General features: G+C 62.4%; 16 protein-coding genes. 12 read left to right on the top strand and 4 right to left on the bottom strand.

The window, feature by feature from the left end; all coding sequences use genetic code 11:
• Positions 1-29 precede the first annotated feature (29 nt).
• Positions 30-1,244: an NADP-dependent isocitrate dehydrogenase gene (locus ABIE40_RS10285; protein ID WP_130278217.1), complete on the bottom strand. Its 1,215-nt coding sequence runs from the start codon at positions 1,242-1,244 to the stop codon at positions 30-32.
• Between the two features lie 191 nt (positions 1,245-1,435).
• Between ABIE40_RS10285 and ABIE40_RS10280 the strand changes: the two genes are divergently transcribed.
• The 6 genes from ABIE40_RS10280 to ABIE40_RS10255 all read left to right on the top strand — a co-directional run bounded on the left by ABIE40_RS10280 (position 1,436) and on the right by ABIE40_RS10255 (position 8,578).
• Positions 1,436-1,957, top strand: coding sequence for a hypothetical protein (locus tag ABIE40_RS10280; RefSeq protein ID WP_199629545.1), 522 nt, complete (start codon positions 1,436-1,438; stop codon positions 1,955-1,957).
• A gap of 87 nt (positions 1,958-2,044) precedes the next feature.
• On the top strand, positions 2,045-4,024 hold the full coding sequence (locus tag ABIE40_RS10275) for an FUSC family protein (RefSeq protein ID WP_199629546.1): 1,980 nt from the start codon (positions 2,045-2,047) through the stop codon (positions 4,022-4,024).
• A gap of 56 nt (positions 4,025-4,080) precedes the next feature.
• Entirely contained in the window at positions 4,081-4,911 is an 831-nt protein-coding gene (locus ABIE40_RS10270; RefSeq protein WP_199629547.1) for an RNA methyltransferase, read from the top strand.
• Positions 4,892-5,695 carry a glutamate racemase gene (gene murI, locus ABIE40_RS10265; RefSeq protein WP_199629548.1) on the top strand — a complete coding sequence of 268 codons (804 nt, stop codon included), beginning with the start codon at positions 4,892-4,894 and terminating at the stop codon, positions 5,693-5,695. The genes ABIE40_RS10270 and murI overlap by 20 nt, the downstream gene beginning before the upstream one ends.
• A gap of 98 nt (positions 5,696-5,793) precedes the next feature.
• Positions 5,794-6,966, top strand: coding sequence for an MFS transporter (locus ABIE40_RS10260; protein ID WP_354540996.1), 1,173 nt, complete (start codon positions 5,794-5,796; stop codon positions 6,964-6,966).
• 97 nt (positions 6,967-7,063) lie between these two features.
• A complete protein-coding gene (locus ABIE40_RS10255; protein ID WP_112716495.1) occupies positions 7,064-8,578 on the top strand; it encodes a helicase HerA domain-containing protein in 1,515 nt (504 codons plus the stop codon).
• A gap of 5 nt (positions 8,579-8,583) precedes the next feature.
• Here the strand turns inward: ABIE40_RS10255 and ABIE40_RS10250 are convergent, their stop codons facing one another.
• Positions 8,584-8,919 (bottom strand): cupin domain-containing protein, encoded by a 336-nt coding sequence (locus tag ABIE40_RS10250; protein WP_199629549.1) that lies wholly within the window; start codon positions 8,917-8,919, stop codon positions 8,584-8,586.
• 100 nt (positions 8,920-9,019) lie between these two features.
• Between ABIE40_RS10250 and ABIE40_RS10245 the strand changes: the two genes are divergently transcribed.
• The 5 genes from ABIE40_RS10245 (at position 9,020) to ABIE40_RS10225 (ending at position 13,161) form a co-directional block, all read left to right on the top strand.
• Entirely contained in the window at positions 9,020-9,547 is a 528-nt protein-coding gene (locus ABIE40_RS10245; RefSeq protein WP_199629550.1) for a MarR family winged helix-turn-helix transcriptional regulator, read from the top strand.
• 198 nt (positions 9,548-9,745) lie between these two features.
• Entirely contained in the window at positions 9,746-10,363 is a 618-nt protein-coding gene (gene rpsD, locus ABIE40_RS10240) for a 30S ribosomal protein S4 (RefSeq protein WP_112716485.1), read from the top strand.
• Positions 10,364-10,432: 69 nt separating this feature from the next.
• Positions 10,433-11,362 (top strand): glutaminase, encoded by a 930-nt coding sequence (locus tag ABIE40_RS10235; RefSeq protein ID WP_199629551.1) that lies wholly within the window; start codon positions 10,433-10,435, stop codon positions 11,360-11,362.
• A 59-nt stretch (positions 11,363-11,421) separates the two neighbouring features.
• Positions 11,422-12,306: a tRNA 2-thiocytidine(32) synthetase TtcA gene (gene ttcA, locus ABIE40_RS10230; protein ID WP_199629552.1), complete on the top strand. Its 885-nt coding sequence runs from the start codon at positions 11,422-11,424 to the stop codon at positions 12,304-12,306.
• Between the two features lie 30 nt (positions 12,307-12,336).
• The gene (locus ABIE40_RS10225; RefSeq protein WP_199629553.1) at positions 12,337-13,161 is read left to right on the top strand and encodes an inositol monophosphatase family protein; all 825 of its coding nucleotides are present in this window, start codon (positions 12,337-12,339) and stop codon (positions 13,159-13,161) included.
• Between the two features lie 123 nt (positions 13,162-13,284).
• Here ABIE40_RS10225 and ABIE40_RS10220 read toward each other — a convergent pair whose 3' ends face one another.
• Complete coding sequence (locus ABIE40_RS10220; protein ID WP_354540995.1) at positions 13,285-13,413, bottom strand: hypothetical protein; 129 nt, start codon at positions 13,411-13,413, stop codon at positions 13,285-13,287.
• A gap of 214 nt (positions 13,414-13,627) precedes the next feature.
• On the opposite strand from ABIE40_RS10220, the gene ABIE40_RS10215 reads away from it, so the two are divergent.
• Complete coding sequence (locus ABIE40_RS10215) at positions 13,628-13,876, top strand: DUF982 domain-containing protein (RefSeq protein WP_162708680.1); 249 nt, start codon at positions 13,628-13,630, stop codon at positions 13,874-13,876.
• 36 nt (positions 13,877-13,912) lie between these two features.
• On the opposite strand, the gene ABIE40_RS10210 is transcribed toward ABIE40_RS10215, so the two are convergent.
• Positions 13,913-15,193 carry a multidrug effflux MFS transporter gene (locus ABIE40_RS10210; protein WP_112716475.1) on the bottom strand — a complete coding sequence of 427 codons (1,281 nt, stop codon included), beginning with the start codon at positions 15,191-15,193 and terminating at the stop codon, positions 13,913-13,915.
• Positions 15,194-15,222: the final 29 nt, after the last annotated feature.

The raw sequence follows: 15,222 nt of genomic DNA, 5'->3' as shown, positions 1-15,222 counted from the left end.
CGTTCTGCTGTTTGCTATTGCTGGCCGCCTCAGGCGCCCATGGCCTTCTGCAGGTTCTCGTCGATCTTGTCGAGGAAGGCAGTGGTGGAGAGCCAGGGCTGATCCGGGCCGATCAGCAGCGCCAGGTCTTTGGTCATGAAGCCGGCTTCGACGGTGTCGACGCAGACCTTTTCCAGCGTCGAGGCGAACTTTGCGAGTTCGGCGTTGTCGTCGAGCTTGGCGCGGTGTGCGAGGCCGCGGGTCCAGGCGAAGATCGAGGCGATCGAGTTCGTCGAGGTTTCCTGACCCTTCTGGTGCTGGCGGTAGTGGCGGGTAACCGTGCCGTGAGCGGCTTCGGCTTCGACCGTCTTGCCATCCGGCGTGAGGAGAACCGAGGTCATCAGGCCGAGCGAACCGAAGCCCTGGGCAACCGTGTCGGACTGGACGTCGCCGTCGTAGTTCTTGCAGGCCCAGACGTAGCCGCCGGACCACTTGAGAGCCGAAGCGACCATGTCGTCGATCAGGCGGTGTTCGTAGGTGATGCCGAGTTCCTTGAACTGATCCTGGAATTCAGCTTCGTAGACTTCCTGGAAGATGTCCTTGAAGCGGCCGTCATAGGCCTTCAGGATGGTGTTCTTGGTCGACAGGTAGACCGGCCACTTGCGCATCAGGCCGTACATCATCGAGGCGCGGGCGAATTCGCGGATCGACTCGTCGAGGTTGTACATCGCCATGGCAACGCCGGAACCGGGGGCGTCGAAGACGTCCTTCTCGATGACAGTGCCGTCTTCGCCGACGAACTTGATGGTCAGCTTGCCCTTGCCCGGGAATTTGAAGTCGGTGGCGCGGTACTGGTCGCCGAAAGCGTGACGGCCGACGACGATCGGCTTGGTCCAGCCCGGAACGAGGCGCGGAACGTTCTGGCAGATGATCGGCTCGCGGAAGATGACGCCGCCGAGGATGTTGCGGATCGTGCCGTTCGGGCTCTTCCACATCTGCTTGAGGTTGAATTCCTTGACGCGGTCTTCGTCCGGGGTGATCGTCGCGCACTTGATGCCGACGCCGTGCTTCTTGATGGCGTTGGCGGCGTCAACGGTGACCTGGTCGTTGGTGGCGTCGCGGTTTTCGACAGAGAGGTCGAAATAGTCGATTTCGAGGTCGAGATACGGATGGATCAGCTTGTCCTTGATAAGCTGCCAGATGATGCGCGTCATTTCATCGCCGTCGAGATCGGCGACGGGGTTAGCGACCTTGATCTTTTTCATGTATCTGCCTCGTAAGCTTGATGGGGACTGGGTCCCGTGGCGGGTGATTTCTAAAATCCCGAGGGCTATAGCATTGTGTGCCCGGAACGCAAAGCCGCAAGCGCCCCCGAAAGCGGATTTTGGGCCCCATTGCCAAGCGCGCGAATTCGGCTAGTGTCCGCGGCAATTGCTTCGTTAACGGACATTTCATCATGAAGACGATTGCCTTGCTGATCGCCGGTTTGGCCGGCCTGCCGACGCTCGCAACTGCCGCCGATATTCCGGCGCCGGTTCAGGAAATCATGGACGCGACGGTCAACAACTGGTCGGGCGACGACATCGAGTGGGTCGACATTTTCGATGCGGCAAAACTCGACAAGCTCTACAGCAAGGATTTCGCCGCGAAGTATCGCGAAGCGGCCAAACATCCGGCCGTCGACGACGGCATTTCGCCCTTCGATTACGATGTGATCATCAATGGCCAGGACGCTTGCCCGCTCGAGGATCTGAAGCTGACGCCGCAGAAGACGGCCGAGGGCGAGGACGAAGTCGTCGTCTCGTTCCGGAAGATGGGCTGCGCCGATGGCGACGAGGCGAAGGCGGTCTCGACCGTGCGTTTCGAGATGGTGACCGAGGACGGCAAGCCTGTCGTCGACGACATCATGCTGCAGGATGACGAAACCAAGGAGACGAGCTCACTGAAATCGACGATGGACGAGATCGCCAAACATTAGGCGCCGTCAGCCGTTTGATTTTGGCCTTTGCGGCGGTATCTCCGGGTAGCGCATCTTTCGAGATTCCGGTGCGTGAGGGCTTATCTGTTGTTTTCGGGTTTCGATCTTCGCGACTGGCTGCTTGCCAACGATCCGGCGCTGTCGCGCTTGCGGATCGCATCGCGCGTGACACTGACGATCGTCATCTCCTTCGCGATCCTGTTTGCCATCCACCTCTTCGCCGTGCCGCTGCCGACGGCGTCCTACGGTCTCGGTATCCTGCTCTCGATCGAGGGTGGGGTTGCCGTGCGCGACAAGGGCAATGCGCAGCAGCTGGTCACCCGGCTGCTTGGCTGTGTCGCCAGTCTGGTGGTGGTCGGGGTCGCGGCGGCGCTGGAGGGCCACCGGGTTCTCTCGGACCTTGCCTTTCTCGTGGTGATCTTCCTGGCGGCGTCCGCCCGCGTCTTCGGGGCGCGCGGCTTTGCGATCGGCATGTTCGCCTTCACCTCCTATTTCATGGGCGCCTATTTCCAGCCTGATATTGCGGAACTGCCGCTGGTGGCGGTCGGCCCCGTCGTTGCGGCGCTGACGGGGCATGTCATGCGCGTCATGGTCATGCCCGAGGATTGGCGCCGCGACCTTCTGCGATCGCTGGAGAGCGTGCAGGGCAGGGTGAACCAGATCCTGTTCAAGCTCGCGGCCCTCGCATCCGAAGGGAAAGTCGCCGAGCATGATCGCCGGGAACTGCGGGTGCTGGAGGAACGGCTGAAGGAAGTCGTGCTGATGGCGGAAAGCTTCATTCCGCGCCCGGCCGGCGGCGTGTTCGACAAGGGCGGCGACCCGGCGGCGGAACTGGCGATCCGGCTCTTCGATCTGCACCTTGCCGCCGAAAGCGCCATCGTTCTCAGCCTGCAGAGTGTTCCGGATTTCGCTCTCGTTCACGCCATTATCGAGGGCCGGCACAGGGGGCTCGATGAAGACAGGGACGCATCGCCCGATGCGGCAGCGGAGACGCGCCGGGCGCTCTTCTGGCTCGGCGAAACGAAATGTCACTTGGGGGAGACAATAGCTGAGGCGCGGCTGACCAATTTTGCCGGGATACTGCCCGCGGAGGACCAGGCTACCGCCACCGGGATCGACTTCTCGCTCAACAATCCGCAAATCAGGTCGACGCTGCAGATCACGTTGGCGGCCGCGCTGGCGATGAGCCTCGGTCTGCTCCTGTCGCGCGAGCGGTGGTTCTGGGCCGTGCTGGCCTCGTTTCTGGTGTTCACCAATACCAATTCGCGCGGCGATACCGCGATGAAGGCGCTGCAGCGCTCGCTCGGCACGCTGTTCGGTATTGCGATCGGTCTTGGTCTGGCAACGCTGATCGGCAGCGAGGATGCAGTCGGTATCCCGGTCGCCATCGTCTGTATCTTCCTCGCTTTCTACTTCCTGCAGATTTCCTATGCGACGATGACCTTCTTCATCTCGATCGTGCTCTGCCTTGTCTACGGGATGACCGGAGCGCTGACCGTCGATCTGTTGGCGCTGCGCTTCGAGGAGACGCTAATCGGCGCGATTGCCGGGACGGCGGTTGCCTTTCTCGTGTTCCCGGCGCGCACCCGCGGCGCGCTCGATGCGGCCCTCCGGAAATGGTTCGATGCACTCGACGCGCTGCTTGCCGCCACCGTGGACGGGAAGCCGCGCTATGAGCTGATCGGTCTGTCGCAGACTCTCGATGCGGCCTATCGGGATGTGACGGTTGCGGCGCGGCCACTCGGCTCCACCTGGTCTGTCGTGACGCGGCCGGGACCCATCCGCCAGACGCTGGCGATCTTCCTGTCGGGGACCTATTGGGCGCGGATCGTCGCGAGTTCGCTTGGTGGCAATATGGGTGCCGACGACCACGAACAGATCGTTGCTGCGCTGAGACAGGCGCGGGCGCGGATCGCCGAGATCGCGCCTCGCGGCTCCGAGTGCTTCTTCGTCGAGCGGCAGTCGCCGTCATCCGCGGCACGCAATCTGCCGATATCGGCTGAGGGTTCGCGGCTGGGCGTCGAGATGATCGGTGGCGTGCTCGATCGGCTCTATCCGGCCGCATAAGTCTTGCCGTTTGCTGCCAGCGGGGCTATTCCGGCTCGAAAGCAAGGACGGCGTATATGGCAGGCACAAACAGCGAGCGGGAACTTCTGACCGAGGGACCGGCGATCATTCTGGTCGAACCGCAGATGGGCGAGAATATCGGCATGGTGGCACGCGCCATGGCGAATTTCGGCCTTTCGGAGCTCCGGCTCGTCAATCCGCGCGATGGCTGGCCGAACGAGCGGGCGCAGGCAACGGCGTCCAAGGCCGATCACGTCATCGAGGCTACCAAGGTTTACGACACACTGGAACAGGCGATTGCCGATCTCAATTTCGTCTATGCGACGACGGCGCGCGAACGCGACGGTTTCAAGCCGGTACGCTCTCCTGTCGTCGCGGCGGAAACCTTGCGGACGAAATTTCGGGCAGGCGAGGGCACCGGCATCCTCTTCGGCCGCGAGCGCTGGGGCCTCACCAACGAGGAAGTGGCGCTGGCCGACGAGATCGTCACCTTCCCTGTCAATCCCGCCTTTGCCTCGCTGAACATCGCCCAGGCGGTGTTGCTGATGTCCTATGAGTGGATGAAGTCGGGCATGGAGGATCTCTCCGACGTGCCGTTCCAGGCTATGGAGCAGACGCAGTCGACCAAGGAGCAGCTGTTCGGCTTCTTCGACCAGCTCGAGGAAGCGCTGGAAGCGCGCAATTATTTCCATCCGCCCGCGAAAAAGCCCAAAATGGTGGACAACCTCAGGGCCGTCCTCTCCCGCCGCGCTTTCACGGAACAGGAAATCAGCGTGCTGCGCGGCGTAATCTCCTCCCTCGACCGTTTCTCGCGGCAATATCCGCGCGGAAGCCGGTCTCCCGCAGTTGCCAAGGAACAGCCGAAAGATGACGTCAGCGGCGAATGAGCTGAAACCGGTCCTGGTCTTCGATTCCGGTATCGGGGGCCTGACCGTGCTGCGCGAGGCGCGCGTGCTGATGCCCGAGCGCGGCTTCATCTATGTCGCCGACGATGCCGGATTTCCCTATGGCGGCTGGGAAGAGCAGGCCTTGAAGGAGCGCGTCATAGCGCTTTTCGGTAAACTGCTGAATGACTATGACCCTGAAGTGTGCATCATCGCCTGCAACACGGCCTTCACGCTTGTCGGCGCCGATCTCAGGGCGGCCTTTCCGCAGATGACCTTTGTCGGCACCGTGCCGGCGATCAAGCCCGCGGCGGAGCGTACGCGCTCCGGTCTGGTCTCCGTGCTGGCGACGCCCGGAACGGTCAAGCGCGCCTATACGCGCGACCTGATCCAGTCCTTCGCGCAGCAATGCCACGTTCGTCTCGTCGGTTCGGAAAATCTGGCGCGGATGGCGGAGGCCTATATTCGCGGCGAGACGGTTTCGGATGCGGCCGTGACCAGCGAGATCGAGCAGTGTTTCGTCGAGAAGGATGGGCACAAGACCGATATCGTCGTGCTCGCCTGCACGCATTATCCGTTCATGGCCAATCTTTTCCGTAGGCTCGCGCCCTGGCCAGTCGACTGGCTCGATCCGGCCGAGGCGATTGCGCGACGTGCCCGCAGCCTGGTGCCGCAGGTGGCCGGCGCCGTTCACCCTGACAATTTCGACTTTGCCGTCTTCACGTCGGGCAATCCCGATTTCGCGACGGCGCGGCTGATGCAGGGTTTCGGCCTCAGCACGCGATAGGTGATCCGCGCTTTCCTTAGGCGTGGCAATGACGCAGATTTGTCGATGGGGAATCAGAAGCGGCGCCTTCCGCCTCTGAGAATGAAGGGATGCGCGCCGTGCCGCTTCAAAGACTTGTCATGCTGATTTTCTTCCTGCAGCCGATCGCCTTCGGGGCATGGCTGCCGCGCATCCCGGATGTGCAGGCGAAGCTGAACCTCGGCACCGCGGATCTCGCGATCGCGCTTCTCGGCCTGCCGATCGGTACGCTGCTGACCCTGTCTTTCGCCGGCCGCGTCGTCTCACGCATCGGGGGACGGGCGGCGATCATCTATGGCTTCGTCTTCTTTCTTGCCGTCGTTTCGCTTCCGGCCTTCGCGCCGACTGTGACGCTTCTGTTCTTCTCGCTGATGATCCTCGGTGTGGCACTCTCGACCGTCGAACTCGGCATGAATGTTGAGGCTGACCTGACCGAGAAGGTGACCGGGCTGATCATCATGAGCCGCTCGCACGGCTTCTGGAGCCTCGGCATCATGTTCGGCAGCCTGCTCGGCGCCGGTGCGATTGCCATCGGCGCGCCGCCGCATTGGTCGATCCTCGCCATTGCTGTCGTCGTGCTGCCGATTGCGCTCTTCGTCAGCACCCGGCTGCCGAAACTGCCGGAAAGTCACCATGCGGAGACCGCCGCGACTTACCGCTTCAAGCTGCCCGGTCTGGCGCTTATCGGCATCTGCGCCTTCGTCTTTGGCGTGACGATGACCGAGGGCGCGATTGCCGACTGGTCGGCGGTCTATCTTCGCGATGTCTTCGGCTCCGAGGGCGCGCAGATGGGGCTGGGCTATTCCGTCTTCGCCTTCATGGTGGCGGCGGGCCGCTTCAGCGGCGATTACATGAAGGGCCGGTTCGGGCCTGTGGCGATCGCGCGCGGATGCGGCATTGCCTCGCTTGCCGGGATGCTGATCATCCTGGTGGCGCCAGCGCCGCCCTTTGCGCTCCTCGGCTTCGCGGCGATCGGCGTCGGCGTCTCCGTCGGTTTTCCGCTCGCTGTGACGGCGGCTGCGGCGCTGACCGATCGCCCGGCGGCTGCGAGCCTGGCGATCCTGTCCTTCGTGGCGCTTCTCGGCTTTCTCGTCGGGCCGCCGATCATCGGTTTCATCGGTGAATATTGGGGCTTGCGGATCGGGCTTGCGGTGCTGATGGTGCCGCTGTTCGTCAGCCTGATCTTCACGCATATGCTGACGCCACGCGCTACCGAGAATAGCGGCCGGCTGGTCGAGCGCGAGGCCGTCTGACCGCTCGCGTCTTTCTGTGGGTTTTTGCGCCAAACGGGTAACAATCGCGGCGGCGAATATGCTAGACACGCCGGTGAAATCTTAAGGGGAATCAGACTTGCAGGTTGGCATCGATATGGGAACGGCGTCCGGCAGCAGCCCGGCGACACTCGATATCGAGGAGCTGCTGGCAACGCGCCTACTCGTCCAGGGCAATTCCGGCTCCGGCAAATCGCATCTTCTGCGACGCCTGCTTGAGCAATCCGCCCAATGGGTTCAGCAGGTGATCATCGATCCCGAAGGCGACTTCGTGACGCTCAGCGACCGTTTCGGCCATATTGTCGTCGATGGCGAGCGCACCGAGGCAGAGCTTGCCGGCATCGCCAACCGCATCCGCCAGCACCGCGTCTCCTGCGTGCTGACGCTCGAGGGCCTTGATATCGAGCAGCAGATGCGCGCTGCGGCTGCCTTCCTCAACGGCATGTTCGATGCCGACCGCGAATATTGGTATCCGGTTCTCGTCGTCGTCGACGAAGCGCAGATGTTCGCGCCCTCCGTCGGCGGCGATGTCTCGGAAGACGCGCGCAAGATGTCGCTCGGCGCGATGACCAACCTGATGTGCCGCGGCCGCAAGCGCGGTCTGGCGGGCGTCATCGCCACGCAGCGTCTGGCAAAGCTTGCGAAGAACGTCGCGGCCGAAGCCTCGAACTTCCTGATGGGCCGCACCTTCCTCGATATCGACATGGCGCGCGCCGCCGATCTTCTCGGCATGGACCGGCGCCAAGCGGAAATGTTCCGTGACCTCAAGCGTGGCAATTTCGTCGCCCTCGGTCCGGCGCTGTCTCGCCGTCCACTGCCGATCCAGATCGGCAATGTCGAGACCTCGGCGCGTTCGTCGAGCCCGAAGCTGATGCCGCTGCCGGATGCGCCGCAGGATGTCGAGGACCTGATCTTCACGCCGGATCCGGAAGAGTTCCAGCGGCCGCTCGTTCGCCGCGCGGCGCCCGCGCCGCGCCCGACCACCGATATCCTTGCCGAGCTGTCGCGCTCGGCGCCCGCCGCAGTCCCGGCGCCTTCCGAGCCGCGCTCCAGCCAGCCGGAACTGTCCGCCGAGGAGCGCGAGGAACGTCTGTCCGGCGTTCTCTCCGAAATTCTCGACGATCCCTCGTCGGGCTTCCGCACGGATTCGGTACTCTATCAGGAATTCCTGGTGCGTCTGCGCATGCGCCGCGTTCCCGGTCCGCCGCTGTCGCTGCAGGACTTCCGCCGCCGCGTGGCCGTATCGCGCTCGGGCGTCGATCCCGAAATGGCGGCCAGCGAAGGCTGGGCCACGGCGCTCTCGCTGTCGAATGGCGTGACCGACGATCTGCAGGGCGTGTTCCTGATGATGGCGAAGGCCGCGCTCGGCGGCGAACCATGCCCGTCTGACGCCCGCATCGCCCGCGCCTACGGCACCCATTCCGCCCGCCGCGCCCGCCGTCTGCTCGGCTATTTCGAAGAACAGGGCCTGATCGTCGTCCATACGGATTTCACCGGCAAGCGCATCGTCGCTTTCCCTGACCTACAGGCTGAGACCGCGCCGGGTTCGGCTGACGCGCCTGACGACGATGCGCTGAAGAGCGCTGCCGAGTAGGGCTTTCAAACCCAGCTCTGAATGACTTCCGGGCTGGCGTGGATGCAGGTCAGTTCCAGCCGTGTCGTACCGACATTCTTGAAGCAGTGGGGTGTCTCGGCGTTGACGACGACGATGTCGCCGGGGTTGGGGTCTAGGGTCTCTTCGCCGACGGTGAAGCGCGCCTGTCCCGAGCGGACGATCCACATTTCGGTATAGGGATGGACATGCAGGGCAGGGCCTTGGCCCGGCTCGTTGTCTATGAGGAAGATCGAGACCGGTGCGCCGAACGCGCCGCCCTCGAAAAGGATGGTGCGGTTCGGAAACTGTTTCTGATTTTCGCGGCTGATGACGTGGAACATGATTTCCTCCCTTGGAACCTGCGCCAGACTTCGCTATCAATTTATCTTAGTGAGAAGATAATCCAATTTATCTTCTCGTCAAGATAAATTGGATTTGACCATGACGACCGAAGACCATGTCGACCGCCTGCGCGCGCTCTGGGCCCAGGAACTGCCGGATCTCGATACGACGCCGATGAGCATTCTCGGCCGCATCTACCGGCTGTCCAATCTGGTGAGGCCGTCGATCGAGGCGACCTTTGCGGAGTTCGATCTCGATCGCGGCGAGTTCGATGTGATCGCGACGGTCCGCCGGTCCGGGCCGCCTTACCGGATGATCCCGACGGAGCTTTACCGTCACCTGATGATCTCTTCCGGCGGGCTGACGCACAGGCTCGATCGGCTGGAGAAGGCTGGGCTGGTCACGCGCGAACGCTCGGATCAGGACAAGCGCAGTTTCGTCGTGGTATTGACTGCCGAGGGTATGCGCCGCGCCGAGGCTGCCTTCCGTGAGGACATGGGCCGGGAGCTGCGTTTGCTCGATGCCCTCGATGAAGGGGAGCGCCGGGCGTTGTCCGGTCTGCTGCGCAAGCTTGCGGGTTCGCTCGAGCCGGCCGAAGGCGAGGCGCCGGCGGCAGATTCCGTTTGACAATCCCGTGACTTATCCATAAAGACCGCGCCAGCACCGGGCAGCAATGTCCGGTGTTTCATTTGACATGTCCCGTGGATTCATCCCGTTCGCGTAATGGTTTGGTCCTGTCGGGCTTTCGAGAGAAAGCCAAAGGAGGGCGTGTTTCCTTCGCGCGGTTTGGCAACAGACCGTTCTAACACTCTGAAAGGAAATACGATGAGCAAGCGCGAATCGTCCAAGTACAAGATTGACCGCCGTATGGGCGAAAACATCTGGGGCCGTCCTAAGTCCCCGGTGAACCGCCGCGAATACGGCCCGGGCCAGCATGGTCAGCGCCGCAAGGGCAAGCTCTCTGACTTCGGTGTGCAGCTGCGCGCCAAGCAGAAGCTGAAGGGCTACTACGGTGACCTGCGCGAAAAGCAGTTCCGTGCGATCTTCGACGAAGCCAACCGCCGCAAGGGTGACACTTCGGAAAACCTGATCGGTCTTCTGGAGTCCCGTCTCGACGCGATCGTTTATCGCGCCAAGTTCGTCCCGACCGTTTTCGCTGCCCGCCAGTTCGTGAACCACGGCCACGTGACCGTGAACGGCGTCCGCGTCAACATCGGTTCTTACCGTTGCAAGGCCGGCGACGTCATCGAAGTTCGCCAGAAGTCGAAGCAGCTCGTAACGGTTCTGGAATCCATCTCTCTCGCTGAGCGTGATGTTCCTGACTACATCGAAGTTGATCACAACAAGATGGTTGCGACCTTCGCACGCGTTCCTTCGCTCTCCGACGTTCCGTACCCGGTCGTCATGGAGCCGCATCTGGTGGTCGAATTCTATTCGCGTTAATCGCGAGGCGTTTTCGCATACGGAAAAGCCGCCTCACAGGGCGGCTTTTTTGTTCTCTGGAGGGAAGTCATGGTGGATTTGCAGGCCGTCCTCGACAGCATCTACAAGGAACTGACGCCGCGGATCGGCGAGGGCAAGGTTGCGGATTACATTCCCGAGCTCGCCAAGATCGATCCCAACCAGTTCGCAATGACGATCGCCACCACGGACGGCAAGATTTACAGCGTCGGCGACGCTGCCGTAGCCTTCTCCATCCAGAGCATTTCCAAGGTCTTCATGCTGACGCTGGCGCTCGGCAAGGTGGGCGAGAGCCTGTGGAAGCGCGTCGGCCGCGAGCCGTCGGGCTCGGCCTTCAATTCCATCGTCCAGCTGGAACACGAAAGCGGTATCCCCCGCAATCCCTTCATCAATGCCGGCGCCATTGCCGTCACCGATGTCGTCATGGCCGGCCATGCGCCGCGCGAGGCGATCGGCGAGCTGCTGCGCTTCGTGCGCTATCTCGCGGACGACGAATCCGTCACCATCGACGAGAAGGTGGCGCGCTCGGAAACGCAGACGGGCTACCGCAATTTCGCGCTCGCCAATTTCATGCGCGCCTACAAGAATATCGATCATCCGGTCGAGCATGTGCTCGGCGTCTATTTCCATCAATGCGCGCTGTCGATGACCTGCGAGCAGCTGGCTCGCGCCGGGCTGTTCCTGGCGGCGCGCGGCAGCAACCCGGTCACCGGCCATTCCGTCGTTTCGCCGAAGCGGGCGCGGCGCATCAATGCGATGATGCTGATGTGCGGCCATTACGACGGATCGGGCGATTTCGCCTACCACGTCGGCCTTCCCGGCAAGAGCGGCGTCGGCGGCGGTATCTTTGCGGTGGCGCCCGGGATCGCCTCGATCGCCGTCTGGTCTCCGGGCCTCAACAAGGTCGGCAATTCGCAGCTTGGCGCCGTGGCGCTGGAAATGCTGGCGGCGCGCACCGGCTGGTCGGTTTTCGGCGATTGATGCTGTGTCCTGCCGCTGCTTTCTGCTAAGGCAGATCAACTGACGATCCGGAAGAGACGATGAATATCGCTGCCAACATTGCCGACGCCCTCGATGAAACCACCGACGACGGTGGTATCGCTCACGCGCTGTTTGCCGATGCGCCGCGCTCGGTCTCGTTCAACAAGCTCCGCAAGCGTCTGCTGCGCAATGTGCGCCAGGCATTCGACGATTTCGATATGCTGAAGGGCCAGAAGCGCTGGCTGATCGGCGTTTCCGGCGGCAAGGACTCCTATGGCCTGCTCGCTCTCTTGCTCGATCTGCAGTGGCGCGGCCTGCTGCCGGTGGAGCTGGTCGCCTGCAATCTCGACCAGGGCCAGCCGAACTTCCCGAAGCATATCCTGCCGGAATACCTGAGCGGTATCGGCGTCAAGCACCGGATCGAGTATCGCGATACCTATTCGATCGTGAAAGAGAAGGTGCCGGAGGGGGCGACCTATTGCTCGCTCTGTTCGCGTCTTCGCCGCGGCAATCTCTACCGGATCGCCAAGGAGGAGGGCTGCGATGCGCTGGTGCTCGGCCATCACCGAGAGGACATCCTCGAAACTTTCTTCATGAATTTCTTCCATGGCGGGCGCCTTGCCTCCATGCCGGCGAAGCTGCTCAACGATGAGGGCAACCTCATGGTTCTGCGACCGCTGGCCTATTGCGCCGAAGACGACATGGCGAAGTTCGCTTCTGCCATGCAGTTTCCGATCATTCCCTGCGATCTCTGTGGTTCGCAGGACGGCCTGCAGCGCAATGCGATGAAGGATATGCTCGCCGATATCGAGCGGCGCATGCCCGGCCGTAAGGATACGATGCTCAGGGCACTCGCCCACGTGAACCCGTCGCATCTTCTCGATCCCAAGCTTTTCGACTTTTCGTCCCTGATGGTCACCGAACCGTCATCGAAGAGCGAGTAACTGGGCGGACGCCCGAAACAGGAACATGCCATGACCTCGAAAGTTGATGTAACGACGCTCTCCGATCTCCTCCGGCGGGCGGCGAAGGCCGAGATATTGCCGCGCTTCCGCCGGCTGGGCGCCGGTGACGTGCGCGCCAAGTCGGAAGCGACCGATCTGGTGACGGAGGCCGATGAGCAGGCCGAACGGATGATCAAGGCCGAGGCTGCAAAGCTCTGGCCCGAAGCGCTGTTCATCGGCGAGGAATCGGTCGCCGCCGATCCGGCGCTGCTCGACCGCCTCGAGGGTGCCGATCTCGCGATCATCGTCGATCCCGTCGATGGCACGTTCAATTTCGCGTCGGGCATCCCGGCCTTCGGCGTCATGGCCTCCGTCGTCTCAAAGGGCGAGACCGTGGCCGGCATCATCTACGATCCGATGGGCGACGACTGGGTGCTGGCGGAGAAGGGCAGCGGTGCCTGGCTGAAGCGGCCGGATGGCGAGACGGAGCGGCTGAAAGTTGCCGAGCCCGTGGAGCTCGGCCAGATGGTCGGAATGGCGTCGACCGGTTTCTTCGCCAAGGAGAAGCGCGCTGAAATCCTCGCCAATCTCGCCAAGGTGCGCTTCCTCGCCAACTATCGCTGCGCGGCGCATGAATACCGCACCTTCGCGTCAGGCCATGTGCACTATCTCTCGTACAACAAGCTGATGCCGTGGGATCACCTGGCGGGGACATTGATCTCCCAGGAAGCCGGCGCCTATGCTGCCCGTTTCGACGGCTCGCCCTATCTGCCGCACCATGTCGACGGCGGGCTGCTGATCGCACCGGACAAGGCGTCGTGGGAGTTGCTGCGGAAAGAGGTCTTCACCGCCTAAGTTGGTGAAGGCGCAAGTTTCGGTCCAGCCCGGATAGATAGGAGGAAACGTATATTCCTCCCAAGCATTTTGATCACGAACCGGCCCCGCTCATCGAGCGGGGTTTTTCGTTTGCGCGACGGCTCAGTTCGTCGAGCTGGTCGTCAGCTGATCGACCGGAACAATCGGATTGCTCTGGGGGAGGGAGGCGATGGCGAACATCGCGAAAGCATAAGCGGCAAACACAGAAGCCGCGATGGTGGTCTTGATCATGTCTTGCTCCATCGTTGCCTGCTAAAACTAACCCTAAAGAGCGATGGCAACAAGGAATATGAACGCCAGATGAACGGAATGTCATCACAATGCGGCCTTCTGGTAGGCGCTGTGTGGTTCTTGCACCATGAATGGTTGCGGTGAAGCCGGGCACTGAAGGAACGACTCGCGCGGTGATTCGTTGAGTCGCGTGTTTTGCGTGAGGTATTGCGTCATGGAAAAGACTGACATCCGGAAATTCGATCCCGTCAGGCTGAAGCTGCGCGGGCGCAACCGCGTGGTCCGTTCGGTGCACGATGCCTACCGGATGATGGTCACCGAATGGCCGGTTGCGGATGGGCCGGCGCTCTATCGCGCCGAGGTGACCTGCCTCGATGTCTTCAATGGCGCGGTCGGCGCCAGGGAGGCGCGCAAGAAGTTCATTGCGGCCGTCAACGAGGCGCATCTGCCCTACATGGACTGACAGCAAAAGGCCCGCTCGAGAGCGGGCCTTCGTTTTTTAGAAATGTGCGGCACCCGCATCCAGCTGAGGGCTGTCGCCGGGATGAGTGAAGAGCTTGCCCTTCTCGGCCCAGAGCGTGGCGGCGACGCTGACGGCGCCGAAGATCGCAAAGCCGGCGAAGAGCGGCTGCACCGTGCCGTTGAACATCTGGCCGACGGCGCCGCCGAGCACCGCACCGAAGGTCGTCGAGACGAAGCCGGTGATGGCAGTGGCGGTGCCCGCAAGATTGCCCATCGGCTCGAGGCTGATGGCCGTGAAGTTGGTGGCGATGACGGCAAACATCATCAGCAGCACGGTGAAGAGCGCGTAGTCGAGCACGAAATTGACCGTGCCGCCGAGCGCCATCACGTAGCCGAAAGCCGATACCAGCGTGAAGAGGATGACCGCTGCATGCGAAATGCGGCGCATGCCGAAGGTGCGGACGAAGAAGCCATTGGCGAAGTTGGCGACGGCAATGCCGCCGGCGGTCGCCGCAAAGGCGATCGGCAGCCAGTCGCCGAGGCCGTAGACCTCGCCGAAGACCTGCTGGACGGAGATGACATAGGCGCTGATGACGCCGGTGAACATCGTCAGGCCGATCATGTAGCCGCAGGTGATACGGTTGGTCAGCACGGTCTTGAAACCGTCGGTGACGGCGCGGACGGAGAGCGGGATGCGCTCCTCACGCGGTAGCGATTCCTTCAGGCGGCTTGCTGCCCAGATGAACAGGATCGAGCCGACGAGACCGAGCAGGATGAAGATCCAGTGCCAGTTGGCGTAGCTGATGATCAGCTGGCCGACCGACGGCGCGACGATCGGCACGATCATGAAGACGATCATGACGAAGGACATGACGCGCGCCATCTCGCGGCCGCCGAAGCAGTCGCGGACGATTGCCATGCTGGTGATGCGCACGGCAGCACCGCCGATGCCCTGGACGAAGCGCATGACGAGCAGCATCTCGAAGCTTGAGGTTGCGGCTGCGCCGAACATGGCGAGCACGTAGACTGCGAGACCGCCGAGCAGGATGTTGCGGCGCCCGAAGGCATCGCAGAGGCTGCCGAACAGGATCTGCGAGACGCCGAAGCCGAAGAAGAACACGGCAATGACGAGCTGGGCATCATTGGTGTTGGTGACATTGAGCGAGTGCCCGATGGCGGGCAGGGCAGGCAGCATGCTGTCGATCGCCATGGCGATGCTGGCTGTCATGATCGCGATGGTGATGACGAATTCCGCAAAGCCCATGCCGATGCGGCGCGAGCCCTGGTTTTCGACGTGCGGCGTGTGATCCGGCGCCATGATGAATTACCCCCAAGAAAGAATGCGTC

Origin of the sequence: Rhizobium sp. OAE497 (assembly GCF_040546565.1) — a bacterium.
In the GTDB taxonomy this organism is placed as follows: Bacteria; Pseudomonadota; Alphaproteobacteria; order Rhizobiales; family Rhizobiaceae; genus Rhizobium.
The sequence above is the reverse complement of the archived record's forward strand: the minus strand, read 5'-3'. Positions and strand labels throughout refer to the sequence as shown.

Bases quoted from the DNA above. Each gene is read 5' to 3' on its own strand.
- ABIE40_RS10220 (WP_354540995.1), bottom strand. From the start codon at position 13,413: ATGATCAAGACCACCATCGCGGCTTCTGTGTTTGCCGCTTATGCTTTC.
- ABIE40_RS10250 (WP_199629549.1), bottom strand. From the start codon at position 8,919: ATGTTCCACGTCATCAGCCGCGAAAATCAGAAACAGTTTCCGAACCGC.
- ABIE40_RS10215 (WP_162708680.1), top strand. From the start codon at position 13,628: ATGGAAAAGACTGACATCCGGAAATTCGATCCCGTCAGGCTGAAGCTG.
- ABIE40_RS10210 (WP_112716475.1), bottom strand. From the start codon at position 15,193: ATGGCGCCGGATCACACGCCGCACGTCGAAAACCAGGGCTCGCGCCGC.
- ABIE40_RS10245 (WP_199629550.1), top strand. From the start codon at position 9,020: ATGACGACCGAAGACCATGTCGACCGCCTGCGCGCGCTCTGGGCCCAG.
- murI (WP_199629548.1), top strand. From the start codon at position 4,892: ATGACGTCAGCGGCGAATGAGCTGAAACCGGTCCTGGTCTTCGATTCC.
- ttcA (WP_199629552.1), top strand. From the start codon at position 11,422: ATGAATATCGCTGCCAACATTGCCGACGCCCTCGATGAAACCACCGAC.
- ABIE40_RS10270 (WP_199629547.1), top strand. From the start codon at position 4,081: ATGGCAGGCACAAACAGCGAGCGGGAACTTCTGACCGAGGGACCGGCG.
- ABIE40_RS10280 (WP_199629545.1), top strand. From the start codon at position 1,436: ATGAAGACGATTGCCTTGCTGATCGCCGGTTTGGCCGGCCTGCCGACG.
- ABIE40_RS10235 (WP_199629551.1), top strand. From the start codon at position 10,433: ATGGTGGATTTGCAGGCCGTCCTCGACAGCATCTACAAGGAACTGACG.
- ABIE40_RS10285 (WP_130278217.1), bottom strand. From the start codon at position 1,244: ATGAAAAAGATCAAGGTCGCTAACCCCGTCGCCGATCTCGACGGCGAT.
- rpsD (WP_112716485.1), top strand. From the start codon at position 9,746: ATGAGCAAGCGCGAATCGTCCAAGTACAAGATTGACCGCCGTATGGGC.
- ABIE40_RS10225 (WP_199629553.1), top strand. From the start codon at position 12,337: ATGACCTCGAAAGTTGATGTAACGACGCTCTCCGATCTCCTCCGGCGG.